Genomic DNA, 25,177 nt, shown 5'->3' with positions numbered 1-25,177 from the left:
CCTGGCTATCCTCGATCCGGACGTTCGATTAGTTCGTATGTGGGAACGTGGGTCGCTTCCAGCCACGATTCCAGCGCAGCTCCGCAGACCGTGCAGATCGCATCACCCGTATGCGGCACCAAGAACTTCTCTTCGGTGCGTCTGTACTCGGCGCCGCAATTGCAGTGAACAATGGTCGCCATCTGGGAAATATGCGCTTGCGTCGCCCGATTTTCCAGTCCTGCAAGAAACGGCCCCAGTGCGCGAAACTGACGCTGCACCAAGGCCGCCAACCCGTGGGGGTTTTCTCCCGGTGGGCTTGGGGGGCATTGGCCGGGAGCAAAAGAGTCGACTCCAGCTACGCACCGAGGTTCCAAGCAGTCGCGCCTAAATGTCGTGCTGCGCGCCTTCAGATCGGGATGACACCCGACTACCCACCCTCCTAAGGCAAGCGGTCGGAATGTCCAGCTGCGCCGGCTGCGCCACCGCCGCGATCGGTGGCTTAACTCCCCACGATGCCACGATACGACGGCCGCTTCGTTCCGGAAAAAAATCTCCGCGAGAGTCAGAAAGCGAACGGAAGCTGCACCTCCGATCCTGCATAGTCCTGCTCAAGCGGGCACGCGGTGACCCGGCATCAGCAAAAAAACCAAATGGAAGGGAGCACTCCAGCTGCGCTTCCCCAGCGTCCGTGCACCGCGAGGCGCGGATTTTCCTTGATTTTGTTTCCCTTGAAAGGATCAGAGCCAGTGAGTGACGTCCAGACGAATGAAGTGAGCGACAATCCGAAAGCCGGCGGCTTCAGCGTGCCCCTGTTCGCGCTGCCCCAGGCCTTTCAGGGCATCGCCGAACAAAATGCGACACGCGCCCGGGAACAGTTCGAGAAGGTCAAGGAAGCCTCGGAGGAAATCTCCGTCTTGCTCAAGGAGGCATATGCGGTCAACGCCAAGGGCGCTGCGGATTACGCAGCCAAGGTGATCGAGATCTCGCATTCCAACGCCAGTTCGGCCCTCGCTTTCATATCCGAACTCGCCGGCACCAGGTCGCTGTCGGAAGTCATCCAGCTTTCGGCCGATCACGGCCGCAAAAATTTCGAAGCGACGACCGCGCAGAACAGGGAGCTCTGGGAGATCGCGAAGAAAGTCGCGACCGAGACCTCCGAGCCGATCAAGAAGAGCTTTGCCAAGGCCTTGAAAACACCTTCCTGAGGAGCCGCCCCCCCCCCCGCTCCCAGGCCGGCTGGACCAAGCGTCTCCGTCAGAAGAGGCACGGTCCAGCCGACGGTGCGCGGGACCAGCAATTCCTGACATTGGAGGAGGACCAAGGTGGGCGTCATCATGATCAAATGCCCGCGGACGGGACGTGCGATCAATACCGGCATGAAATCCGACCGTGAGACGTTCCGGTGCAGCACCGTGTTCTTTTCGCGCAGCTATTGCACGAGCTGTCGGACCAATCACGAATGGTTCGCCAGGGACGCGTGGGTGCACGAACCCGAGCACGAATTGCGCAAGGCGTCCTGACATCCGCGCTTGCGTAATCCTTATTCAATCCTTATTCAATCCTTATTCAATGGCTTCGTGATCGCTCAGCACCCGCGCCGCGCGTATGTGCATGAACCTTGTCGCCATTGGTCCACGGTCCGGCGTGCGAACGCCGAGGTCCATGTGGCGGCGCGCCGTGACCGGACGACCTCATCCCTTCCGCAGATATGATGCGGTCGATCCTGCCGCGCATGATCTCGTAGCATTCACAGGCCGCGGTTTCGAGCCGCGGCCTGTCGACCTCGATCGAGCTCCGCCGGTTGGAGCGGATTGCGCCCGAGGCGCGAAGCTTGTGCACGACGTGGGTCACGGTCGTTCGTCGCACGCCCAGCAATTCCGACAGCGTCTCCTGCGTCAGCGGCAGCGTGTCGTCGCCGATCTGATCGTGAACCTGCAACAACCACCGGGCCAGGCGGGCCTCCACGGAATGGAGCGCATTGCACGCCGCGATATGCTGGAACTGAACCAGCAGCGACCGCATATGGAGCTGCACCGCGCTGCCAAGTGCGTGACTGTGCGCGAGCGCGGCGTGAAATCGTGCCGGCGAAATCTGCCACGTCGTGCCCGCGACGCGAACCACCGCGGTCATCGGCGAGCGTATCGACCTGAGTGTCGACAGGATGCCGGCGGCGCCCTCATTGCCGATCATTGTCGTCGCAACGGCCTGTCCGTTCGGCATGTCCATAACGAACGCGATCAATGCCGTGCAGGGAAAATAGATCTGTTCGACGAGGTCGCCCGACCGCACCAGCACGGCGTCGCGTTCGAGCGATATCTTGCGGAGATGAGGCGCAAGCAAATCAAGGTCGGCGGGCGGCAAGGCCGCCAGAAGGCGATTACCTATGCTCGACCTGCGTTCCATCACGGAAGAGCTCCGCAAGACGGAGGCGCGGCTCGCTGCACAAACCTGCCGTGGCGCCAGGCCGAAATACGCAACGAACTGACCGCGCCGGGAAGATAGAATACGCCGTAACGGGAAGAGTTCCAATGGATTCAGGTCAGCTCGCGACGCGCTCGCGTACCGGGCAGCGCTCCGGCCGGGCCCTATGAGGGATCTGGATTGCCTTCGCGGAGGCTTCGGCGAACGCGTCGTCGCTACGTCCCGCGCGATGACGGCTGTTGCTGCCCGCGAAATCCCGTCGCCAGCACATAGCGCTCCGACGAATCCTGCCGGCTGGCGGACGGCTTGACGTGGCGGACGGTGGCGAAATCGCGCTTCAGCTGCGCCACCAGCTCGGCGTCGGCGCCGCTCTGGAACACCTTTGCCAGGAACGTGCCGCCGGGATTGAGCACTTCGCCGGCGAAATGCGCGGCGGTCTCGACCAGGCCGATGATGCGGAGCTGATCGGTCTTGCGATGGCCGGTGGTGTTGGCGGCCATGTCGGACATCACAATGTCAGCGCGGCCGCCCATCATCGCGATCAGTTTTTCCGGCGCGTCGTGGTCGAGGAAGTCGAGCTGCGCGAAGGTGACGCCGGGAATCTCGCCCATCTCCAGCAGATCGATCGCGACCACCTTGCCCTTGCCGTCGACAGCACCGGTCCGCTTGGCCGCAATCTGGCTCCAGCCGCCGGGCGCCGCGCCGAGGTCGACCACGGTCATGCCCGGCTTGAGCAGACGGTATTTGTCGTCGATCTCGAGCAGCTTGAAAGCTGCGCGGGAGCGGTAGCCCATCGCCTTGGCCTTGGCGACATAGGGATCGTTGAGCTGGCGCTCGAGCCAGAGTTTTGACGAAAGCTTGCGCTTGCCGCCGCTCTTGACCGTGACGTGCAGCCGCCCGGTGGTGTCTTTCGCCATACTGCTTCTCTACTCCCTCGCCCCGCTCTTGCGGGGAGAGGGTTTGGGTGAGGGAATGTTTCCGCAATGAAGATGAGAGATGCGCTCGTGGAGAGTTCCCCTCACCCGGATTGCATTAACATGCAATCCGGCCTCTCCCCGCAAGCGGGGCGAGGCAAGGGAAGCTTTAGCACGCCCGCAGCGCGCCGTCCTCGCGCATCATCTCGACCAGCATGCCTTCGCGCAGGCCGCGATCGGCAACGCGGAGCCGCGGCATCGGGAACGCGTTGCGGATCGCATCGAGGATCGCGCAGCCGGCGAGCACCAGATCGGCGCGCTCGACGCTGATGCAGTTGTTGTTGACGCGCGCCTCATAGCTCATGCCGAGCAGCTTCTGGATCGTCGCGGTGACGTCGCAATCGTTCATCCAGATGCCGTCGATGCGGCGGCGGTCGTAGCGCGACAGATTGAGGAACACGCCGGCGAGCGTGGTCACGGTGCCTGAGGTGCCGAGCATGTGCATGTCGCGCAGATCCTTGCCGTGCTCGGCCGCGAACGGCGCGACGTGCCGCGCGACCTCATCGATCATTCGCGCATACAGATCCCTGGTGACGTTCTTGCCGCCGAAATGTTCGGCCAGCGTGACGACGCCGAGCGGGATCGACATCCACGCCTTGATGCGTGGCGCTACGTCGGGCGCGTTGGGGTCGCGCTCGATCCGCACCAGCTCGGTCGAGCCGCCGCCGATATCGAACAGGATGGCGCCCCGCCCCTTCGGATCGAGCAGCGGCGAGCAGCCGATCACCGCGAGCGTCGCCTCGGTCTCACGATCGATCACCTCGAGCTTGATGCCGGTCTCGGCCGCCACCCGCGCGCGGAAGCTCTCGGCATTGCCGGCGGCGCGGCAGGCCTCGGTGGCGATCAGGCGGAGCCGGCGCGCCTTGCGATAGCGAATCTTGTCGCTGCAGATGGCCAGTGCGGCAATCGCCCGCTCAATCGCGGCCTCGCTGATCGAGCCCGTGGCGGCGATGCCCTCGCCGAGCCTGATGATCCGCGAGAATGAATCGACCACGCGGAACCCGTCGCCGGTGGGACAGGCGATCAACAGCCGGCAATTGTTGGTGCCAAGGTCAAGCGCGGCGTAGACGCCACTTTCCGCCGCTGCCGCAACCAACCCTGGCGGGGCTTCGCTGGCCGGAGGGCCGTCGCAAAGCCGCACATGGTCGTTCATCAAAACTGTCTTTCCACGGGACCCCAGGGGATCCGTAGGATCCTTTAGGCCCGCCGAATAATTATCGTTCACGGAAACTTTAGCAGCGTCAAAGCCCTACGCAAACTCCGTTCACATTGGGTCCATGCCCAATCGGGCGTTGTCGTTAAGGGGGGTGTGCGTTATCTCCTCAGCGCCCCCAAACTCCAGCAAATCCGGGCATTTCAGGTCATTTTCGATGCAAGATCACACGCCGCCTGCCTCCCTCGAAAACGCTATCGCACTGCAAAAATACGGTGTCGGACAGCCTGTTCGACGAAAGGAGGACGACACCCTGGTGCGCGGCAAGGGCAAATACACCGACGATTTCTCGCTGCCCGGCCAGGCCTATTGCTGGATGGTTCGCTCCTCGCATGCCCATGGAATCATCAAGGGCATCGAGACGGCGGCCGCCAAGGCGATGCCGGGCGTGCTCGGGGTCTGGACCGGCGCCGACCTTGCGGCCGCCGGCTACAACCCCTTCACCTGCGGCCTGCCGCTGAAGAACCGTGACGGCTCCCCGCTCAAGCAGACCAACCGTCCCGCGCTGGTGACCGACAAGGTGCGCTTCGTCGGCGATCCCGTCGCCTTCGTGGTGGCGGAGACCGCGGCGCAGGCGCGCGATGCCGCCGAGGCCGTCGAGGTCGATATCGAGCCGCTGCCCGCGGTGACCGACGCAGCTGAAGCCGCCAGGCCCGGCGCGCCGCAGCTCTACGACGACATCCCCGATAACGTCGCGCTCGACTATCACTATGGCGACACCGCCAAGATCGAGGCGGCGTTCGCCGGCGCGGCGCACGTCACCAAGCTCGAGATCGTCAACACCCGCGTCGCCGTGGTCTCGATGGAGCCGCGCGTCGCCCTCGCGCATTACGACAAGAAAACCGAACGCTTTACGCTGCAGGTGCCGACCCAGGGCGTCTCCGGCAACAAGGCGATCCTGGCGCGCCTGCTCAACGTGCCCGCCGACAAGGTCCGCATCCTCACCGGCAATGTCGGCGGCTCGTTCGGGATGAAGAATCTCAACTATCCCGAATACACCTGCATCGCGCATGCGGCGCGTGAGCTCGGCCGCCCGGTGAAGTGGCTGGATGAGCGCTCGACCAGCTTCCTCTCCGACAGCCAGGGCCGTGCGCAGCTGATCCACGCCGAGCTCGCGCTCGATGCCGACGGCAAGTTCCTCGCGGTGCGGCTGTCCGGCTACGGCAATCTCGGCGCCTACATCACCGGCGTCGCGCCGGGCCCGCTGTCGCTCAACACCGGCAAGAACCTCGCCAGCGTCTATCGCACGCCGCTGCTCGGCGTCGACATCAAGACGGTCCTGACCAACACCACGCTGATGGGCGCCTATCGCGGCGCCGGCCGGCCCGAGGCCAATTACTACATGGAGCGGCTGATCGATGCGGCCGCCGACGAGATGGGCATCAACCGCTTCACGCTGCGCAAGCGCAACTTCATCAAGCCGTCGCAGCTGCCGTTCCCGGCGGCGTCCGGCGTCACCTACGACAGCGGCGATTTCGCCGGCGTGTTCCAGAAGGCGCTGGAGATCTCCGACTACGACAACTTCGCCAAGCGCAAGAAGGAAAGCAAGAAGAGCGGCAAGCTGCGCGGCATCGCCGTCGGCTCCTATCTCGAGGTCACCGCGCCGCCGAGCGGCGAGCTCGGCAAGATCAGCTTCGAGCCCGATGGCTCGGTGAAGCTCACCACCGGCACGCTGGATTACGGCCAGGGCCACGCCACGCCGTTCGCGCAGGTACTGTCCGACCAGCTCGGGGTGCCCTTCGAGAAGATCACCCTCGAACAGGGTGACAGCGATCTGGTGCGCTTCGGCAACGGCACCGGCGGCTCGCGCTCGATCACCGCAACGGGGCAAGCGATCGTCGAGGCCTCGGCGCTCGTCGTCGAGAAGGGCAAGAAGGCGGCCGCGCACATGCTGGAGGCCTCCGAGGCCGACATCGAATTCGGCGCCGGCCGCTTCACCATCGCCGGCACCGACCGCTCGATCGGCATCATGGAGCTCGCCGAGCGGATGCGCGCCGGCAAGATGCCGGAAGGCACGCCGGACACGCTCGACGTCGATCACGCCACCAAGGAGACGGCGTCGACGTTCCCGAACGGCTGCCACGTCGCCGAGGTCGAGATCGATCCCGACACCGGCGTGACGCGGATCGTGCGCTACTCGGCGGTCAACGATTTCGGCGTCGTGGTCAATCCGATGATCGTCGCGGGCCAGCTGCACGGCGGCGTCGCGCAGGGCATCGGCCAGGCGCTGATGGAGGAAGTCAGCTACGACGCATCAGGCCAGCCGATCACCGGCTCGTTCATGGACTACGCGCTGCCGCGCGCCGGCGACGTGCCGTCGATGCTGGTCGGCGATCATCCCTCGCCGGCGAAATCCAACCCGCTCGGCACCAAGGGCTGCGGCGAGGCCGGCTGCGCCGGCAGCCTCGTCTGCATCGTCAACGCCGTGGTCGACGCGCTGTCGGAGTACGGCATCAAGCACATCAACATGCCGCTGACGCCCGAACGCGTCTGGCGCGCGATCCAGGACGCCAAGGCGAGCGCGGCATAAGGGCTCTCCTGCTCCCTCGCCCCGCTCTTGCGGGGAGAGGGCTGGGGTGAGGGACTCCATCCGGCGAGCAAGGTCGTTGTAACTGGAATTGTGCCTTGCCCCTCACCCGGATCGCATCTGCGATGCGATCCGACCTCTCCCCGTGAAGAACGGGGAGAGGTGGAAAGTTACGCCGCGGCCTGCTCGCGCGGCTGGGTGATCGCGATATGCCAGCAATGCGCGAGCGGGGTGCCATTGCCGAGCACCAGCGCGTCGAGCTCGACGAAGCGGTGGCCCTTCTTGTCGTAATTGCCCGTCACCTTGGCGCGCGCGGTCAGCTCGTCGCCGATCTTGCCCGCCGACAGCAACTGCATGCGGGTGCCGACATGGATCCAGGGCCCGAGGATCGCATTGTCGACCAGGACCTTGTTCATCACCCGCGGCAGCAGGCCGGGATGGCCGAGACCTTCGCGCAGGTAGATCGGGTCGGTCTCCCTGATATCGGCGAGATACTCCTTCGCGGCATCGCCCGACCAGTCGCGCGGGATGGTGCCGAGCCACTTGCCCTCTTCATAGGACGAGGCGCTGACCGGCTTGCGCTCGGAGACCGCGGCGACCTGCTTGTAGTCATCGAGCACGAATTTCGGCGCGGAGGCCGGCAGCGACGCGGTGCCGGTGGCGCAGAGCTCGCCGCGGCTGTGGAGCTCGATCGTCAGCCCATTGCCGGTCTCCTGTCCGGTCAATTCCGCGATCTCGCCGTCATAGACCGGCTTGACGAAGCGCGCCTCGATCAGGCCGCGCGCGAGGAAGTCGCGGCCCCATTTCTCGACCGGCAGGTGCATCATGTAGGCCATCACGTCGACGCCGGGCACCAGCCCGCCGGAAAAGCCGAACTTTCGCGCCACCGTGTCGTCGTGGATCTTGTTCTCCGACAGTTTCGAGGTGTTGTACGCCGAGACGCAGTAGGTCAGCGAAGCCGTCTTCGAATCCATGGGGTTTCCCCTTATTTCCGTTGTTTTTCTCAGGCAATCGTAGTCGAACCGGGCAGCGTGACAAGCCTCTCGTTTTGCTCGCTATTTTCCGCCCGATGGAGTACACGCAGGCCGCGCCTGCCAACCCTGGAATCGATGACTGAAACCCCTGCTCCCACCCGCATCTATGTCGACGCCGACGCCTGCCCGGTGAAGGACGAGATCTATCGCGTCGCGATCCGGCACGGCGTGCCCGTCAGCGTGGTCGCGGGCAATTTCATCCGCGTGCCGCAGGATCCGCTGATCGAGCGCATCGCTGCCGGTTCCGGCATGGATGCGGCCGACGACTGGATCGCGGAACGCGCGCGTGAGAGCGACATCGTGATCACGGCGGACATCCCGCTGGCGAGCCGCTGCGTCAAGGCCGGCGCCGACGTGATCGCGCCGAACGGCAAGCCGTTCACGGAGCAGTCAATCGGCATGACGCTCGCGGTGCGCAACCTGATGACCGATCTGCGCTCGTCGGGCGAGATCACCGGCGGGCCGAAATCATATTCGCCGCGCGACCGCTCGACCTTCCTGTCGACGCTCGACCAGACCATCCGCCGTATCCAGCGCCGCCGCGCCGAGCAGGCGCAGGCGAGCCAGCAGGGTTAGCGCGATGGCTCCTCCCCCTCTCATCCAGCTCAAGGACATCAGCCTGACCTTCGGCGGCACGCCGCTGCTCACCGGCGTCGAGCTGTCGGTCTCCGCGGGCGAGCGCGTCTGCCTGATCGGCCGCAACGGCTCCGGCAAGTCGACGCTGCTGCGCATCGCCGCCGGCCTGGTCGAGCCGGACGCGGGCAGCCGTTTCGTGCAGCCGGGCGCCACCATCCGCTATCTGCCGCAAGAGCCGGACTTCGGCGACCACAAGACGACGCTCGCCTATGTCGAGGCCGGCCTCGGCCCCGGCGACGACCACTACCAGGCGCGCTATCTGCTCGAACAGCTCGGCCTCAGCGGCGAGGAAGATCCGGCGCATGTCTCCGGCGGTGAGGCGCGCCGTGCGGCGCTGGCCCGGGTGCTGGCGCCCTCGCCCGATATCCTGCTGCTTGACGAGCCGACCAACCATCTCGACCTGCCGACCATCGAATGGCTCGAGGGCGAACTGGATAGCCGGCGCTGCGCGCTGGTGCTGATCAGCCATGACCGCCGCTTCCTCACCAATTTGTCGCGCACCACGGCCTGGCTCGACCGCGGCCAGATCCGGCAGATCGAGCGCGGCTTCGGCGCCTTCGAGGCGTGGCGCGACGAGGTGCTGGCCGAGGAAGAGCGCGAGCAGCACAAGCTCGACCGCAAGATCGTCAACGAGGAGCACTGGCTGCGCTACGGCGTCTCCGGCCGCCGCAAGCGCAACGTCAAGCGGCTCGGCAATCTCTTTGCGCTGCGAGACCAGCGCCGCAACTATCGCGGCGCCACCGGCAATGCAACGCTCGCCGCCGCCGAAGCCGAAAAGTCCGGCCGCCTGGTGATCGAAGCCAAGAACATCGCGAAAGCGTTCGGCGAGCGCAGGATCGTCGACGGCTTCTCGACTCGGATCCAGCGCGGCGACCGGCTCGGTATCGTCGGCCCGAACGGCGCCGGCAAGACCACATTGGTGCATTTGTTGATCGGCAACGATCCGCCCGAGTCCGGTTCGGTGCGACTCGGGGCCAATATCGAGATGGCAACCCTCGACCAGCACCGCGAGAGCCTCGACCCGAAGCTGACGCTGGCCGAGGCGCTCACCGGCGGCCGCGGCGATCACGTCATGGTCGGCGACAAGTCGAAGCACGTCATCGGCTACATGAAGGACTTCCTGTTCGCGCAGGAGCAGCGCGGCACGCCGCTGGAAGCGCTCTCCGGCGGCGAGCGCGGCCGCCTGATGCTGGCGCGCGCGCTGGCCAAGCCGTCGAACCTTTTGATCCTGGACGAGCCGACCAACGACCTCGATCTCGAAACCCTCGACGTGCTCGAGGACATGCTCGGCGATTACGAAGGCACGGTGATCCTGATCAGCCACGACCGCGACTTCCTCGACCGCGTCGTGACCTCGGTGATCGTGCCCGAGGGCCAGGGCCGCTGGATCGAATATGCCGGCGGCTATTCCGACATGCTGACGCAGCGCGGCGCCGACGTGAAGCGCGAGACGGTGAAGGCGGATACCGCGACCGAAGAGAAGAAGGAAGCCAGGGCCGCGGCGCCCGAGGCAGCACCGCGGCGCCGGCTGAGCTTCAACGAGAAACACGCGCTGGAAACCTTGCCGAAGACCATCGACAAGCTGCACAACGAGATCGCCAAGCAGCAGAAGCTGCTCGACGATCCCGATCTCTATACGAAGGATCGCAAGACATTCGACGCCGCCTCGGCCGCGATCGCAAAGGCGCAGCAAGAGCTCGCTGCCGCCGAGGACCGCTGGCTCGAGTTAGAGGTGCTGCGCGAAGAGATCGAGCAGGCATGAACACAATGATTCTTGCCGTCATTGCGAGGAGCGGAGCGACGAAGCAATCCATGCATCTGCAAACGCGGACAGATGGATTGCTTCGCTCCACTCGCAATGACGGAAACTCTGCAATGGAGCCACCCCGATGACGACGCCCCTCGCCGCCAAGATCGCCAAGGAATACGGCACGCCCTGCGCCGTGATCGACATGGACCGGGTGGAGCGCAACATCGCGCGCATCCAGAAGGCCTGCGACGAGGCCGGCGTCGCCAACCGTCCGCACATCAAGACGCACAAGAACCCGATGCTGGCGCAGCTGCAGATCAAGGCCGGCGCCAAAGGCATCACCTGCCAGAAGCTCGGCGAGGCCGAGATCATGGCGGACGCCGGCATCGACAACATCCTGATCAGCTACAATCTGCTCGGCGACGAGAAGATGGCGCGGCTCGGCGCGCTGCAAGCAAAGGCCAACGTCACCGTCGCAGCCGACAATTCCGTCGTCGTCGGCGACCTGCCGAAGGCCGCCGCCGCCTCCGGCCGCCCGCTCTCGGTCGTGGTCGAATGCGACACCGGCCGCAAGCGCGCCGGCGTCGAGACCCCGGCCGAGGCGATCGCGCTGGCGCGCGAGATCGCAGCCTCCAAGGGCCTCAGCTTCGCGGGCTTCATGCTGTATCCGACCGAGACCGGCTGGGCCGATGCGCAGAAATTCTATGACGAGGCGCTAGCCGGCGTGCGCGCCCATGGCCTCGACGCGACCATCGTCTCCACCGGCGGCACGCCGAACCTGAAGAATCTCGGCAAGCTGAAGGGCGGCACCGAGCATCGCTTCGGTACCTACATCTACAACGACCGCATGCAGGTCGCGGCCGGCGTCGCGACCTGGGACGATTGCGCGCTGCACATCTATTCCACCGTCGTCAGCCGCGCCGGCCCCGAGCGCGGCATCCTCGATGCCGGCTCCAAGACGCTGACCTCGGACACCGGCGGCCTCGAAGGCCACGGCCTGATCCTCGAACATCCCGAGGCCAGGATCGCGCGCTTCGCCGAGGAGCACGGCTTCCTCGATCTCTCCCGCAGCAACACCCGTCCCAATGTCGGCGACGTGGTGCGGATCGTGCCCAATCACGTCTGCGTCGTCGTCAACATGATGGACGAGGTCGTGATGGTGCGCGGTGACGAGATCATCGGTGCGCTGCCGGTGACGGCGCGGGGCAAGCTGCGGTAGCCGCATACACAGACCTTGTAGGATGGCTAGAGCGTAGCGAAACCCATCATGTCACTGCGGATCGAAGTTGATGGGTTTCGCTTCGCTCTACCCATCCTACGAACTCCGCATTTATTCCCGCATCAGCGCCTGCAGCTCGCGGTCCAGCGCCGCGCGAAACACCTCGATCGGCCGCGCCAGGCGGCCGGCCGGCGGGCGATGCACGATCCAGGCGCGGACTGCGGGATTGAAATCCGCGATCTTCACGGCCTTGAGCCGGCTACGGATCGGGCTTCGTTTCAGCGCCACCGGCGTCACGAGGCCGATGCCGAGCCCGCGCGCCACCAGCGACAGCCGCAGCTCGCTGTCGAGCGCCTCGACCGCGATGTTGAACGGCAGATGCGCCGCATCGAATTGACGCTTCAGCGTCTGGCGAAAGCCGCAGCCGTCCTGGTTGATCACCCATCCGGTCCGCGACAGCCATTCGAGATCGACCGACTTCGGCGTCTTCGTGTCGCGCGCGACGACGAACACCACCGGCTGCGCGCCGAGATCGTCGGCCACGAGATCGTCGGGCGGCGCGGTGCCGTCAGGCAAACAGATTGCAGCGGCATCGAGCTCGTTGCGGCTGACCCGCTCCATGTGGTTGGGCGACCAGCCGGAGACGACGCGCACCGCCAGCGCCGGAAATTCGCCGCGCACCGCATCGAGCGGTCCGGTCAGCCCGGCCTCCGACAAAAACGGTGTCAGGCCGAGCCTGAACTCGCCGCGCACCACGCCGTCATTGGCGACGCCTGACTTGAGGTCGTCGAGCATGCGCAGCAGCCGGCGGCCCTGCTCATAGGCTTCGATTCCCGCCGCCGTCGGCTTCAGCGGCTTCGATAGCCGGTCGAGCAGCTGCGCGCCGAGCATCTCCTCGAGATTCTGGATCCGCCGCGTCACGCCGGGCTGGGTCAGGTTCAGCCGCGCCGAGGCCGCGACGATCGATCCGGTCTCGACCACGGCGACGAACGCCACGAGGTCATGGGTGTTCATAATAATCTCGCATATTCTTCATCATCTTATTTGAATTGTAGCATATTATCCCGATCCCCTAAAGGGGGCCTCGCCACTCCATCGCGAGGTCCCATGACCATCTCCGAAGCTACCAAACTCTCCCCGGCGCGCACCGTCGCCGTGCGTCCGCTGATCTGGATCGGCGCCATCACGACCGGCACCGTCGTCACCAATCTCTTTGCGCCGCAGATCCTCGTCGGTCTGATGGGCCGCTCGCTCGGCATGACCACGCTAGAGGCCGGCCTGATCTCGACGTTGACCCTGCTGGGCTACGCGCTCGGGCTGCTGCTGCTGGTGCCGCTGGTCGACCTCGTCGAGAACAAGCGGCTGATCCTGCGGACGCTGGCCTGCGCTATCGTCGCGGCGATCGGCACCGCGATGGCGCCGACGCCGCTGATCCTGCTGGCCGCCACCTTCATCCTCGGCGCGTCGTGCGCCGCGATCCAGATGGTGGTGCCGCTGGTTGCGTCGATGGTGCCGCCGGAGCGCCGGGGACAGGCGATCGGCGATGTGATGAGCGGCCTGATGATCGGCATCCTGCTGTCGCGGCCGATGGCGAGCCTGATCGCGGACAGCTGGAACTGGCGCGGCTACTATGTCACCTCGGCCGTGCTGATGACGGTGCTCGCCGCAGCACTGGCGCGCACCCTGCCGACGCTACAGCCGGCGGCGAAGGTCAGCTACGGCGCGCTGCTGCGTTCGTTCCCGACACTGCTGCGCGAGGAGCCGGTGCTGCGCGTCCGGTCCTGGACCGCGGCGCTGGTGATGGCCTCGTTCACCGCGTTCTGGGCCGCCGTGGCGCTACGCCTGCCGGACGCGCCGTTCAAGCTCGACGCCAAGGGCATCGCACTGTTCGCACTGATCGGCGTTGCCGGCGCCGTCGCGACGCCGCTGGCCGGCCGCTGGGGCGACCGTGGCCTGGCACGGCCGATGCTGATCGGCTCGCATCTGCTGATATCCGCATCGCTCGCGCTGTGCGCTTGGGCCGGCGTACTGGAGTCGCGGATTGCAGCACTCGTCGCGCTGAGCCTCGGCACCATCCTGCTCGATCTCGGCATCACCACCGACCAGACGCTAGGCCGCCGCGCCGTCAACCTGCTGCGCCCCGAAGCGCGCGGCCGCATCAACGGCCTGTTCGTGGCGCTGTTCTTCATCGGCGGCGCGGTGGGCGCGGCAGCGGCATCCGCGGCGTGGAACTTTGGTGGTTGGACCGCGGTGTGTGCGGTGGCTGCGGCGTTCGGTGTGCTTGGATTCATCACCGACCTCGCCACGAAGACCGGCTCGGAATGAGCCTATCCCGTAGGATGGGTAGAGCGCAGCGAAACCCATCATGCTTCCGCTGGGAAAAAAGTTGATGGGTTTCGCTTCGCTCTACCCATCCTACAGAGCTACGATTTCTGCACGAGCCATCGTAACACGCCCTTCCCAGCGGCGACGCCTGTTGCAAACGACGCCTGCAACAGATAGCCGCCGGTCGGCGCCTCCCAATCGAGCATCTCGCCGGCCGCGAAAACGCCGGGCAGCCGCCGCAGCATGAAATGCGCGTCGAGTTCGTCGAACCTGATGCCGCCAGCGCTCGAGATCGCGCGTGCGATCGGTGCCACGCCGGTGATCCGGATCGGCACCGCATTGATCAGTTCGGCCAATTCGGCCGGCGGCAGCGCGGCCAGCGAACGGCCGACGGCGACGGCCGCCTCCTGCAACAGCCCGATGCCGACCGGCGAGAGCTGCGCGGCCTTGCGCAGGAAATTGGAAAGGGATTGCTTGCCCTTCGGCGCCGACAGACGCGCGACCAGTTCGTGGCGCGCGGCATCGGGCCGCAACGCCACCGTCAGTGTCGCCGTTCCCTTCGCGAGCACCGCCTCGCGCAATTCCGCCGACAGCGCATAGATGGCGCCGCCCTCGATGCCGGCGCGGGTGACGATCGCTTCGCCGCGCACCGTATGCGGACCAATCGTGAGCGCGACGCCCTTGAGCGGCTGGCCCTCGAACCGGTCGCAGAAGATATTCGACCAGGCAACCGTGAAGCCGGAATTGGCTGGCTTGATCGGCGCCATGGCAACGCCCTTTGCGGCGAGGATCTCCGCCCAGGTGCCGTCCGAGCCGAGCCGCGGCCAGCTCGCGCCGCCGAGTGCCAGCACGGTCGCATCGGCCTTGACTGTGCGCTGGCCGTCCGGCGTCTCGAACAGCAATCCCCCGCGCGCGTCCCATCCGATCCAGCGATGCCGGAATGCGAACGCAACGCCGGCGGCATCGAGCCGCCGCAGCCAGGCACGCAGCAGGGGCGACGCCTTGAACGCCTCAGGGAATACGCGGCCGCTGCTGCCGACGAATGTCGGCTGCCCCAGCGCCTCGCTCCAGACGCGCAGTGCTTCAGGCGGAAAAGCCTCGACCGCAGCCTTCAGATGCGGCATCGCCTCGCGATAGCGCGCAAGGAAATCCGGCAGCGGCTCGGAGTGGGTGAGATTGAGCCCGCCACGGCCGGCCATCAGAAACTTGCGGCCGGCCGACGGCATCGCGTCGTAGACGGTGACCTGTGCGCCACCTTGCGCGAACACCTCCGCCGCCATCAGGCCGGCAGGTCCGGCTCCGATGACGGCGACGCTCATGCTCAGAGCTTGATCCCGGCCCGCGCGGCGGCCTGGGCGACATACTTCTGCGTCTGCTCGAACGCGCCCTGCAGCGCCTTCGCGGTCGACATGTCGCTGATCGCGTTGAAGTGCGCGGCGACGCCGTCCGGCGTCCATTCCGACTGCGGCAGGTTGACGCCTTCGGTCTCCAGCACGCGGATCACGGCAAACGAGCCGGCGCCGGCGCCCATGATGGTGCGGGTCGGTGCGTCCTCCGAGAGCAGGAATTCGACCGCGGGCGTGATCGCTTCCGGCTTCATCAGCGCCAGCGCCTGCGGCGGCAGCAGTTCCTCGGTCATGCGGGTCGCAGCCGTCGGCGAGATGGTGTTGACCTTGATGTTGTTCTTGCGGCCCTCTTCGGCGAGCACGTTCATCAGGCCGACCATCCCGGCCTTCGCCGCGCCGTAATTGGCCTGGCCGAAATTGCCGAACAGGCCGGACGACGAGGTCGTCAGCACGATGCGGCCGTAGTTGCGCTCGCGCATGCCGGCCCACACCGCCTTGCAGCAGTAGTAGGTGCCGGTGAGATGCACGTCGAGCACCTTGGCCCAGTCGGCGACCTCGAGCTTGGCGAACGACTTGTCGCGCAGGATGCCGGCATTGGCGCACAACAGATCGACGCTGCCCCACTCCTTGGTGGCGCGCTCGACCATCGCGGTGACCTGCTCGAAGTTCGAGACGTCGGCGCCGTCGGCCATCGCGGTGCCGCCGGCTTTCCGGATCTCCTCGACCACGGTCTCGGCCGGCGACAGCGACCCACCGGTGCCGTCGCGCGCGCCGCCGAAATCGTTGACCACCACCTTGGCGCCGCGGCTGGCGAGCCCCAGCGCATGCGCCCGTCCGAGACCATTGCCCGCGCCGGTGACGATAGCGACGCGTCCGTCAAACCTGATTGCCATGCTTGTCATTCCTGCTCTGACTTCCCTGCTCCCCTTGTGGGAGAAGGTGGCGCGCGCGAGCGCGCCGGATGAGGGGTTCTCTCCACGGATGAGCACGCGGAGAGAGACCCCTCACCCGGCTTCATCTCGCTCCGCTCGATTTCGCCGCCCTCTCCCACAAGGGGAGAGGGTTAGTGCCCGAGCGGCATGAAAAGGTTGGAGACTTTTGAGCAGCGATGGATGGCCGGGTCAAGCCCGGCGCGCTAGACCGAAGGGGTCATCGACCCGCAGGGTTTCAGGCTTTTGAGCAGATGCCCGCTCCAGCACTCGTGATGCTCTTGAGCGTAGCTAATCGCACCGATCACAATCAAAGCGACTACGACAATTCCGGCGACGATGTTTTGCACCATGGCTGCCACTCCCGGGACCGCACCGCCTAAAGCGGGCATCATGGACACCGGGGAACACAGCCGTCAATGCGCTACATGGGCCAGAGCAGCGCACCGCCTGAAAAACAGATTGAGGTGGCTCGCTGCACCTCCCCGCTTGCGGGAGAGGTGCACAACCCTTCGCGGTTGCAACACAACCGTGTCTTGTGATCCTCAGCTGAAATAGATCAGGCCGAGCCAGTCGGCGACCAGCGCGGGCTTTTCCTCGCCCTCGATCTCGACCGTGACGTTGGTGCGCGACAACAACTCCTTCGGCTTGCGCAGCGTGGCTTCGGCCAGCACGAAGCGGCCGCGGACGCGTTTTCCGGAGCGCACCGGCGAGATGAAGCGCAGCTTGTCGAAGCCGTAATTGACGCCCATCGCGGTGCCCTCGAGCACCGGCATCACCTCGTAGGACATGATCGACATCAGCGACATCGTCAGGAAGCCATGCGCGATCGTGGTGCCGAAGGCGGTCTCCTTCCTGGCGCGCTCGGGATCGACATGGATGAACTGGTGATCCTCGATCACGTCGGCATAGGTGTCGATGCGGCCCTGATCGAGCAGGTGCCACGAGGACACGCCGATCTCCTTGCCGACCATGCCCTGGTAGGTTTCCAGCGACACCGGCGGCTTCTTCCAGACTTCGTTCATTGGCTAACCTCTGCTAACCGGAGGTCCGCACCTTCTGCAGCTCCGGAAATTCTTCCTCGCGGAACTCGACCCCGCGCAACGCATCGCTTCTGACATCGTCGTGTTCGAGCCGGCGCAACTGCACGCGACGGATTTTTCCAGAAATCGTCTTCGGCAGTTCGGTGACCAGCTCGATCTTGCGAATGCGTTTAAACGGTGCGAGCCGCGTGTGCAAATGTTTGAAGATCGACAGCGCGGTCTCCGGCGTTCGTTCGACGCCTGATACCAGCAGCACATAGGCCTTCGGGACCGCCAGCCGGATCGGGTCCGGGCTCGGCACCACGGCGGCTTCGGCCACCGCGTCATGCTCCAGCAGCACGCTCTCCAGCTCGAACGGCGAGATCCGGTAGTCGGAGGATTTGAACACGTCGTCGGTGCGGCCAACGAAGGTCAGATAACCCTCGTCATCGGTGAACACGACGTCGCCGCTGCGATAGATCTCGCCGTCGGTGCCGATCAGCTTGCCGTCGTCGCCCTGATAGCCCTGCATCAGGCCCGCCGGCCGGTCTGCGCCGAGCAGCAAGGTCACCTCGCCTTCCTTCGCGGCGTGGCCGTCATTGTCGGTCACCTGCACGCGATAGCCCGGTAGCGGCCGGCCCATCGAGCCGACCTTCACCTTCTGCCCCGGCGAGTTGCCGGCCAGCGCCGTGGTCTCGGTCTGGCCGTAGCCGTCGCGGATGGTCAGCCCCCAGGCCGATTTGACCTGGTCGATGATCTCCGGATTGAGCGGTTCGCCAGCGCCGCAGACCTCGCGCAGCGAGACCTTGAAGCTCGCGAGCTCTTCCTGGATGAACAACCGCCACACCGTGGGCGGCGCGCAAAGCGTGGTCACGCCGCAGCGGCCGATGATCGAGAGCAGTCCCTTCGCCTCGAAGCGTGGCTGATTCGCAATAAAGATCGTCGCTCCCGCGTTCCACGGCGCGAAGAAGCAGCTCCAGGCATGCTTGGCCCAGCCGGGCGAGGAGATATTGAGATGGATGTCGCCGGGCTGCAGACCGATCCAGTACATGGTCGAGAGATGGCCGACCGGGTAGCTGCGCTGGCTGTGCCGCACCAGCTTCGGCTTTGCCGTGGTGCCCGAGGTGAAATAAAGCAGCATCGGGTCGTCGGCCTTGGTAGGGCCATCGGGCGCGAATGCATCGGACTGCTTGGCAGAATCCTCGAACGGCAGCCAGCCGTCCTGCGCCTGCGTCGCGCCGACCACGATGCGGGCGAGCTTGTCGCTGCCGAGGCCCGCGAACTTCGCGACCTGATCCTGCGTGGCGACCACCGCCCTCGCCTTGCCGCGGTCGAGCCGGTCGCGCAATTCATCCGCGGTCAAGAGCGTGGTGGCGGGGATCACGACGACGCCGAGCTTCATCGCCGCCAGCATGGTCTCCCACAGCGGCACGACATTGCCGAGCAGCAGCAACAGATGATCGCCGCGCTTCAGCCCCTGCGCGCGCAGGAAATTTACAACCTGGTTTGAGCGGCGCGACAGCTCGGCGAAGGACAGCTTGGTCTCGTTGCCGCTGGCGGCATCGACGATCCACAGCGCCGGCCGGTCGCGGCTGTCAAGATTTCGCGCCAGTTCGGCATCGAACCAATCGAGCGCCCAGTTGAACGGCACCGGATCGGGCCAGCGAAATCCCTTCACCGCGGCGTCGTAGTCGGTGCGGTGCTTGAGCAGAAAGGCGCGAGCGTCCTGAAATGTGGTCATCCGGCTTCACCACGTATTCTGACGTCATCCTGAGGAGCCGCGCGAAGCACGGCGTCTCGAAGGATGGCTACAGGCACCGTTTTCGCATCCTTCGAGGCTCGCTCCGCTCGCACCTCAGGATGACGGCGATTTACTTCGGGGCAAGGGCCCTAACGTGCTGGATAATTCCGGAAAAGTCGACCCCGCCGTGGCCCGACGCGTCGAAGGTCTTATAGATCTCCTGCGCGTGCTTGCCGAGCGGCGTGACCGCGCCGGCGGCATTGGCGGCGTCCTGCGCCAGGGTCAGGTCCTTGACCATCAGGTTCGAAGCAAAACCCGGCTTGTAATCGTTGTTGGCCGGCGACGTCGGCACCGGGCCGGGAACCGGGCAATAGGTCGTCAGCGACCAGCACTGTCCCGACGAGGTCGAGGCGACGTCGAACAGCGCCTGGTGCGACAGGCCGAGCTTTTCGGCGAGCACGAAAGCCTCGCCGACCGCGATCATGGAAATACCGAGGATCATATTATTGCAGATCTTGGCTGCCTGCCCTGCACCGCCCGCGCCGCAATGCACGATCTTCTTGCCCATGTTTGCCAACATCGGCTGGGCCGCCGCGAATGCCTTCGGCTCGCCGCCGCACATGAAGGTCAGCGTCGCGCCCTTGGCGCCACCGGTGCCGCCGGAGACCGGCGCGTCGACCGAGGCCATGCCGTGCTTGGCAGCCAGCACATGCGCCTGCTTTGCGCTTTCGACGTCGATGGTCGAGCAGTCGATGATCAGCGCGCCGTTGGCCATCGCGGGCAGCACCTCGTTCCAGACACCGAGCACGTGCTTGCCGGCCGGCAGCATGGTGATGACGACATCGGCGCCCTTCACCGCAGCAACGCTGCTCTCGGCGATCGCGGCGCCATCACTCCTGGCCTGATCGCGAGACGCTGCGACCAGATCGAACGCGGTCACCTTGTGGCCGGCCTTGACCAGATTGGCGGCCATCGGCCCGCCCATATTGCCGAGCCCGATGAATGCGACGTTTGCCATGGGAAGTCCTCCGCTTGCGACGTTTCTATTTGCTGTCGGGAAATTTCAATTCGTCAGCGCCGATCTCGGCGAAGTAAGGCGTGAGCATCTCCGGCGTCACCTGTTCGATCCCGGCCGGCGACCATGTCGGATTGCGATCCTTGTCGATGACGGCTGCGCGCACGCCCTCGCGGAAATCGTCGCTGGCGAACACCTCGAGCGCGGCGCGATATTCGCGCTTCAGGCACTCTTCCAGCGTCGCGGTCGCGCGCGCCAGCCGCAGCAGTTTCAGCGTCACCACCATGCCGCGCGGCGACTTCTCACTGAGCGTCTTTAGCGTGGCATGCGCCATATCCGATCCGTCGGCCGTCAGCGCGGCGACGACGTCCTCCATCCGGCCGTGTGCGAACCAGCCGTCGATTTTGGCCTGCATCGCGGCGACAGGGCCAGCCCTCTCGCTAGTGGCGAAGCCTCCGATCAGCCGATCAATCTCGGCCGAACTCGTACCTGGCGTAACCTTGGTCAGCGCCTCGCGCAGCGCCGGCAGCTTTGCGCTCGGCACCACGGCGTCGGCGAATTTGGCGTAGATCGCATCGGGTCCGTTCATGGTGGTGCCGGTGAGCCCGAAATAGGTACCGATCTCACCCGGCGAGCGCGACAGCAGATAGGTGCCGCCGACATCGGGGAAGAAACCGAGGCCGACCTCGGGCATCGCGAGCTTGGTCCGCTCCGTCACCACGCGGTGGCGGCTATGCGCCGACAGCCCGACGCCGCCGCCCATCACGATGCCGTCCATGAAGGCGACATAGGGCTTTGGGAACTTCTTGATCCGCGCGTTGAGGATGTATTCGTCGCGCCACAGGATCTTGCCGAGATCGCCCTTGACCTTGGAGCTCTCCCAGAGCGCGCGGATGTCGCCGCCGGCGCACAGGCCACGCTCGCCCGCGCCCTCCAGCACGATGACAGCGACATCGGGATCGGCCTCGAACGCATCGAGCGCCCTGTCGATGTCGTGGAACATCTCCAGCGTCACGGCATTGATCGCCTTCGGCCGGTTGAGCCGGATAATGCCGGCAGAACCTTCCTTGCGCGCGATCAGGTCGCCCTCGGCTGCTGCCGCATCATTCATCGCGCGCCCTCGATCAACTTGCGCGACACGATCAGCCGCATGATTTCATTGGTGCCTTCGAGGATCTGGTGCACGCGCAGATCGCGCACGATCTTCTCGACGCCGTATTCGCTGAGGTAGCCGTAGCCACCATGCAGCTGCAGCGCATGGTTGGCGACCTCGAAGCCGACATCGGTGCCAAACCGTTTTGCCATCGCGCACAGCATGGAAGCGTCCGGATCCTTGCGGTCGAGCGCGGCGGCCGCCCGCCACAGGAAGGTGCGTGCGGCTTCCAGCTCGGTCGCCATGTCGGCGATCTTGAATTGCAGCGCCTGGAATTCGTCGAGGCGTTTGCCGAATGCCTTGCGGTCCTTCATGTAGGCCAACGCCTTGTCGAGCGCCGCCTGCGCGCCGCCGAGCGAGCACGCCGCGATGTTGAGCCGGCCGCCGTCGAGCCCGGCCATCGCGATCTTGAAGCCGATGCCCTCCTCGCCGAGCCGGTTCGCGACCGGCACGCGCGCGTTCTCGAACATGACAGCGCGGGTCGGCTGCGCATTCCAGCCCATCTTGCGCTCGTTATTGCCGAACGACACGCCCGGCGTCTTGCCGTCGATCACCAGCGTCGAGACGCCGCCCGGACCCTCGCCGCCGGTGCGCACCATCGCCACCAGCAGGTCGGTGCTGCCGGCGCCGGAGATGAACTGCTTCTGGCCGTTGAGCACGTAATGATCGCCGTCGCGCACCGCGCGGGTGCGCAGCGCGGCCGCGTCGGAGCCGGCGCCCGGCTCGGTCAGGCAGTAGCTCGCGATCAGCTCCATGGTGCAGAGCTTCGGCAGCCATGTGTGGCGCTGGATGTCGTTGCCGTAGGCATCGATCATCCAGGACGCCATGTTGTGGATCGAGATGAAGGCCGACGTGGTCGGGCACCCCGTCGCCAGCGCCTCGAAGATCAGCGCCGCGTCGAACCGCGTCATCGCCGAGCCGCCGACATCGTCCTTGATATAGATGCCGCCGATGCCGAGGCCTGCCGCCTCGCGCATCACGTCGACTGGAAAGTGCTTTGTCTCGTCCCATTCGAGCGCGTGCGGCGCGATGTTCTCCGCCGCAAACGCCCGCGCCATGTCGCGAACCGCGATCTGGTCCTCGTTGAGAGCGAACTGCATCTCGCCGCCTAGCCCTGAAGGTTACCCCACCGTCATTGCGAGGAGCGAAGCGACGAAGCAATCCATTCTTCCACGCGGGGGATAGATGGATTGCTTCGCTGCGCTCGCAATGACGTTCCCGGAAATCACTTCATCGTCGGGATCGAGAACTCCGCGCCTTCCTTGACGCCGGACGGCCAGCGCGAGGTCACCGTCTTGGTCTTGGTGTAGAAGCGGATCGAGTCCGGACCGTGCTGGTTGAGGTCGCCGAAGCCGGACTTCTTCCAGCCGCCGAAGGTGTAATAGGCGATCGGCACCGGGATCGGCACGTTGATGCCGACCATGCCGACATTGACCTTGGCGGCGAAGTCGCGCGCGGCGTCGCCGTCGCGGGTGAAGATCGCGACACCGTTGCCGTAGTCATGGTCGGACGGCAGCGCCAGCGCCTCGTGATAGTCGTGGGCGCGCACTACCGAGAGCACCGGGCCGAAGATCTCTTCCTTGTAGATCCGCATGTCCTTGGTGACGTTGTCGAACAGCGAACCGCCGAGATAGAAGCCCTTCTCGTAGCCCTGCATCTTGAAGCCGCGGCCGTCGACCGCGAGCGTCGCGCCTTCCTTGATGCCGATGTCGATGTAGCTCTTGACCTTCTCGACCGCCTCGCGGGTCACCAGCGGGCCGTAATCGGCCGACGGATCGACCGAGGTGCCGATCTTGAGCGACTCGACGCGCGGGATCAGCTTCTCCATCAGGCGGTCGGCGGTGGTCTTGCCGACCGGCACCGCGACCGAGACGGCCATGCAGCGCTCACCGGCGGAGCCGTAGCCGGCGCCGATTAGCGCATCGACCGTCTGGTCCATGTCGGCATCCGGCATCACGATGGCGTGGTTCTTGGCGCCGCCGAAGCACTGGCAGCGCTTGCCGGTCTGCGCGGCGCGCTCGTAGATGTACTGCGCGATCGGAGTCGAGCCGACGAAGCCGATCGCCTTGATATCGGGATCGTCGAGGATGGCGTCGACCGCCTCCTTGTCGCCGTTGACGACGTTGAGGATGCCGGCCGGCAGGCCCGCCTCGATCATCAGTTCGGCGAGCATCATCGGCACGCCGGGATCGCGCTCCGACGGCTTGAGGATGAAGGCGTTGCCGCAGGCGATCGCCGGCGCGAACTTCCACATCGGGATCATCGCCGGGAAGTTGAACGGCGTGATGCCGGCGACCACGCCGAGCGGCTGGCGCATCGAATAGATGTCGATGCCGGGGCCGGCGCCCTCGGTGTATTCGCCCTTCATCAGATGCGGGATGCCGCAGGCAAACTCGGCGACCTCGAGGCCGCGCTGGATGTCGCCCTTGGCGTCGGGAACGGTCTTGCCGTGCTCGCGCGCCAGCAGCTCGGCGAGCTTGTCGTAGTCGCGCTGCACCAGCTCGAGGAACCGCATCATGACGCGGGCGCGGCGCTGCGGGTTGGTGGCGGCCCATTCCGGCTGCGCGGCCTTGGCGTTCTCGACCGCGGCGCGGAGCTCGGCCTTGGAGGCCAGCGCCACCTTGGCCTGGACCTCGCCGGTCATCGGCTCGAAGACGTCAGCCGTGCGGCCCGACGTGCCCTTGACCTCCTTGCCACCGATGAAATGTCCGATTGAGCGCATGGAAAAACCTCCCTGAAGCACCTGAATCGCCGCTCCTCGCGGCGGGATCGCTTTACAATCCCTATTGACCCTGCATTTTATGGGATTCAAGTCCGATAAATTGCACCATAGATGTGCGGAAATGCTGGATCAAGGCGGCGGCACAATCGACTGGGACGACTTCCGTTTCGTGCTTGCCATCGTGCGCGGCGGGTCGGTTTCGGCTGCCGCCAAGCAGCTCGGCGTCGATCATGCCACAGTGATCCGCCGTGTCGACCGGCTGGAGCGCCACCTCTCCGCAAAACTGTTTGATCGGCGCAAGACCGGCTATCTGCTGACCGAGGCCGGCCAGCGCGTCGCCGACAGCGCGGAGGCGATGGAATCCACCATCGTCGCCAACCAGGAGGCGGTCGGCGGCTCGCGCGCCCACCTCACCGGCACGGTGCGGATCGGCGCGCCCGACGGCTTCGGCAGCCACTTTTTGGCCTCGCGGCTGGTCAAGTTCACCAAGCGGTATCCCGATCTCGATCTGCAGCTCGTCGCCACCGCGCGGCTGTTCTCGCTCTCCAAGCGCGAGGCCGACATCGCGATCAGCCTGACCATGCCGAACGAAGGTCGCATCGTCGGCCGCAAGCTCCTGGACTACACGCTCGGGCTTTATGCCGCACCCGCCTATCTCGCCCAGGCGCCGGCAATTGCTGCGCGCGCCGACCTGCCGCGGCACCGCTTCGTCGGCTACATCGAGGAGCTCCTGTTCACGCCGGAGCTCGACTATCTGCCGCAGGTCTCGCCGAAGATCTCGGCGAAATTCCGCAGCGCCAATCTGATCGCGCAGCTCAACGCCACCATCGCCGGCTTCGGCATCGCCGTGCTGCCGCACTTCATGGCAACGGCCCACCCCGAGTTGCAGCCGGTGCTGCCAGACGAGGTGCGGATCTCCCGCACCTTCTGGCTGCTGATGCACGCCGACAGCAAGGACCTCGCCCGCATCCGCGCGGTGGCGGACTACATCTACGAGACCGTGGAAGCCGAGCGCGCGCTTTTTAGCGGGGTGTGAGGCGGACACCGTGTTATTCCCGTCATCCTGAGGAGCGCGTAGCGCGTCTCGAAGGATGCACGGCCCCGGTCTGACGGCTCGGAAAGCTCCGGGCCGTCGACCCTTCGAGACGCGCGCGATGCGCGCTCCTCA

General features: G+C 65.7%; 23 protein-coding genes. 8 read left to right on the top strand and 15 right to left on the bottom strand.

All coding sequences use genetic code 11. The features are described 5' to 3' along the window. Positions 1-5: 5 nt before the first annotated feature. Entirely contained in the window at positions 6-272 is a 267-nt protein-coding gene (locus ACVMDN_RS13715; protein ID WP_253623944.1) for a hypothetical protein, read from the bottom strand. A 423-nt stretch (positions 273-695) separates the two neighbouring features. Between ACVMDN_RS13715 and ACVMDN_RS13710 the strand changes: the two genes are divergently transcribed. Next, positions 696-1,187, top strand: coding sequence for a phasin (locus ACVMDN_RS13710; protein ID WP_253623945.1), 492 nt, complete (start codon positions 696-698; stop codon positions 1,185-1,187). Positions 1,188-1,304: 117 nt separating this feature from the next. Then, positions 1,305-1,502: a hypothetical protein gene (locus tag ACVMDN_RS13705; protein ID WP_076826605.1), complete on the top strand. Its 198-nt coding sequence runs from the start codon at positions 1,305-1,307 to the stop codon at positions 1,500-1,502. Between the two features lie 46 nt (positions 1,503-1,548). Here ACVMDN_RS13705 and ACVMDN_RS13700 read toward each other — a convergent pair whose 3' ends face one another. The 3 genes from ACVMDN_RS13700 to ACVMDN_RS13690 form a co-directional block, all read right to left on the bottom strand. Next, positions 1,549-2,385, bottom strand: a complete 837-nt coding sequence (locus ACVMDN_RS13700) for a Crp/Fnr family transcriptional regulator (RefSeq protein ID WP_083714948.1) — start codon at positions 2,383-2,385, stop codon at positions 1,549-1,551. A 233-nt stretch (positions 2,386-2,618) separates the two neighbouring features. Next, positions 2,619-3,320, bottom strand: coding sequence for an RlmE family RNA methyltransferase (locus ACVMDN_RS13695; protein WP_076826602.1), 702 nt, complete (start codon positions 3,318-3,320; stop codon positions 2,619-2,621). 166 nt (positions 3,321-3,486) lie between these two features. Beyond that, positions 3,487-4,530, bottom strand: a complete 1,044-nt coding sequence (locus ACVMDN_RS13690) for a Ppx/GppA phosphatase family protein (protein ID WP_083714947.1) — start codon at positions 4,528-4,530, stop codon at positions 3,487-3,489. A gap of 217 nt (positions 4,531-4,747) precedes the next feature. On the opposite strand from ACVMDN_RS13690, the gene ACVMDN_RS13685 reads away from it, so the two are divergent. Continuing rightward, positions 4,748-7,120: a xanthine dehydrogenase family protein molybdopterin-binding subunit gene (locus ACVMDN_RS13685; RefSeq protein ID WP_076826598.1), complete on the top strand. Its 2,373-nt coding sequence runs from the start codon at positions 4,748-4,750 to the stop codon at positions 7,118-7,120. Between the two features lie 167 nt (positions 7,121-7,287). On the opposite strand, the gene ACVMDN_RS13680 is transcribed toward ACVMDN_RS13685, so the two are convergent. Beyond that, positions 7,288-8,091 (bottom strand): hotdog family protein, encoded by an 804-nt coding sequence (locus ACVMDN_RS13680; protein ID WP_076826597.1) that lies wholly within the window; start codon positions 8,089-8,091, stop codon positions 7,288-7,290. 135 nt (positions 8,092-8,226) lie between these two features. Between ACVMDN_RS13680 and ACVMDN_RS13675 the strand changes: the two genes are divergently transcribed. The 3 genes from ACVMDN_RS13675 (at position 8,227) to ACVMDN_RS13665 (ending at position 11,756) form a co-directional block, all read left to right on the top strand. Further along, positions 8,227-8,727 carry a YaiI/YqxD family protein gene (locus ACVMDN_RS13675; RefSeq protein WP_076826595.1) on the top strand — a complete coding sequence of 167 codons (501 nt, stop codon included), beginning with the start codon at positions 8,227-8,229 and terminating at the stop codon, positions 8,725-8,727. Between the two features lie 4 nt (positions 8,728-8,731). Beyond that, positions 8,732-10,549 carry an ABC-F family ATP-binding cassette domain-containing protein gene (locus tag ACVMDN_RS13670; protein WP_076826593.1) on the top strand — a complete coding sequence of 606 codons (1,818 nt, stop codon included), beginning with the start codon at positions 8,732-8,734 and terminating at the stop codon, positions 10,547-10,549. A 127-nt stretch (positions 10,550-10,676) separates the two neighbouring features. Continuing rightward, positions 10,677-11,756 carry a D-TA family PLP-dependent enzyme gene (locus ACVMDN_RS13665; protein WP_076826591.1) on the top strand — a complete coding sequence of 360 codons (1,080 nt, stop codon included), beginning with the start codon at positions 10,677-10,679 and terminating at the stop codon, positions 11,754-11,756. Between the two features lie 111 nt (positions 11,757-11,867). On the opposite strand, the gene ACVMDN_RS13660 is transcribed toward ACVMDN_RS13665, so the two are convergent. Beyond that, positions 11,868-12,770 (bottom strand): LysR family transcriptional regulator, encoded by a 903-nt coding sequence (locus tag ACVMDN_RS13660; protein WP_076826589.1) that lies wholly within the window; start codon positions 12,768-12,770, stop codon positions 11,868-11,870. A gap of 93 nt (positions 12,771-12,863) precedes the next feature. On the opposite strand from ACVMDN_RS13660, the gene ACVMDN_RS13655 reads away from it, so the two are divergent. Continuing rightward, entirely contained in the window at positions 12,864-14,081 is a 1,218-nt protein-coding gene (locus tag ACVMDN_RS13655) for an MFS transporter (protein ID WP_076826587.1), read from the top strand. 98 nt (positions 14,082-14,179) lie between these two features. Here the strand turns inward: ACVMDN_RS13655 and ACVMDN_RS13650 are convergent, their stop codons facing one another. From ACVMDN_RS13650 to ACVMDN_RS13610, 9 genes are all read right to left on the bottom strand, one after another. Continuing rightward, positions 14,180-15,400, bottom strand: coding sequence for a TIGR03862 family flavoprotein (locus ACVMDN_RS13650; RefSeq protein WP_076826585.1), 1,221 nt, complete (start codon positions 15,398-15,400; stop codon positions 14,180-14,182). A gap of 2 nt (positions 15,401-15,402) precedes the next feature. Beyond that, positions 15,403-16,320, bottom strand: a complete 918-nt coding sequence (locus tag ACVMDN_RS13645; RefSeq protein ID WP_076826583.1) for an SDR family NAD(P)-dependent oxidoreductase — start codon at positions 16,318-16,320, stop codon at positions 15,403-15,405. 242 nt (positions 16,321-16,562) lie between these two features. Further along, complete coding sequence (locus ACVMDN_RS13640) at positions 16,563-16,709, bottom strand: hypothetical protein (RefSeq protein ID WP_225159189.1); 147 nt, start codon at positions 16,707-16,709, stop codon at positions 16,563-16,565. Positions 16,710-16,901: 192 nt separating this feature from the next. Continuing rightward, positions 16,902-17,381, bottom strand: coding sequence for a MaoC family dehydratase (locus tag ACVMDN_RS13635; protein WP_016846543.1), 480 nt, complete (start codon positions 17,379-17,381; stop codon positions 16,902-16,904). A gap of 13 nt (positions 17,382-17,394) precedes the next feature. After that, positions 17,395-19,119 (bottom strand): AMP-binding protein, encoded by a 1,725-nt coding sequence (locus ACVMDN_RS13630; RefSeq protein ID WP_076826582.1) that lies wholly within the window; start codon positions 19,117-19,119, stop codon positions 17,395-17,397. A gap of 130 nt (positions 19,120-19,249) precedes the next feature. After that, a complete protein-coding gene (gene mmsB / locus ACVMDN_RS13625) occupies positions 19,250-20,137 on the bottom strand; it encodes a 3-hydroxyisobutyrate dehydrogenase (RefSeq protein WP_076826580.1) in 888 nt (295 codons plus the stop codon). Positions 20,138-20,162: 25 nt separating this feature from the next. Beyond that, positions 20,163-21,245, bottom strand: a complete 1,083-nt coding sequence (locus tag ACVMDN_RS13620) for an enoyl-CoA hydratase/isomerase family protein (protein WP_057019763.1) — start codon at positions 21,243-21,245, stop codon at positions 20,163-20,165. Next, positions 21,242-22,387: an isobutyryl-CoA dehydrogenase gene (locus tag ACVMDN_RS13615; RefSeq protein WP_076826578.1), complete on the bottom strand. Its 1,146-nt coding sequence runs from the start codon at positions 22,385-22,387 to the stop codon at positions 21,242-21,244. Before ACVMDN_RS13615 ends, ACVMDN_RS13620 begins: the two co-directional genes overlap by 4 nt. A gap of 125 nt (positions 22,388-22,512) precedes the next feature. Next, positions 22,513-24,009: a CoA-acylating methylmalonate-semialdehyde dehydrogenase gene (locus ACVMDN_RS13610; RefSeq protein ID WP_057020030.1), complete on the bottom strand. Its 1,497-nt coding sequence runs from the start codon at positions 24,007-24,009 to the stop codon at positions 22,513-22,515. Between the two features lie 121 nt (positions 24,010-24,130). Between ACVMDN_RS13610 and ACVMDN_RS13605 the strand changes: the two genes are divergently transcribed. Then, positions 24,131-25,045 (top strand): LysR family transcriptional regulator, encoded by a 915-nt coding sequence (locus ACVMDN_RS13605; protein ID WP_076826576.1) that lies wholly within the window; start codon positions 24,131-24,133, stop codon positions 25,043-25,045. Positions 25,046-25,177 lie beyond the last annotated feature (132 nt).

The sequence above is a fragment of the Bradyrhizobium sp. USDA 4510 genome, assembly GCF_054059095.1.
The sequence above is the reverse complement of the archived record's forward strand: the minus strand, read 5'-3'. Positions and strand labels throughout refer to the sequence as shown.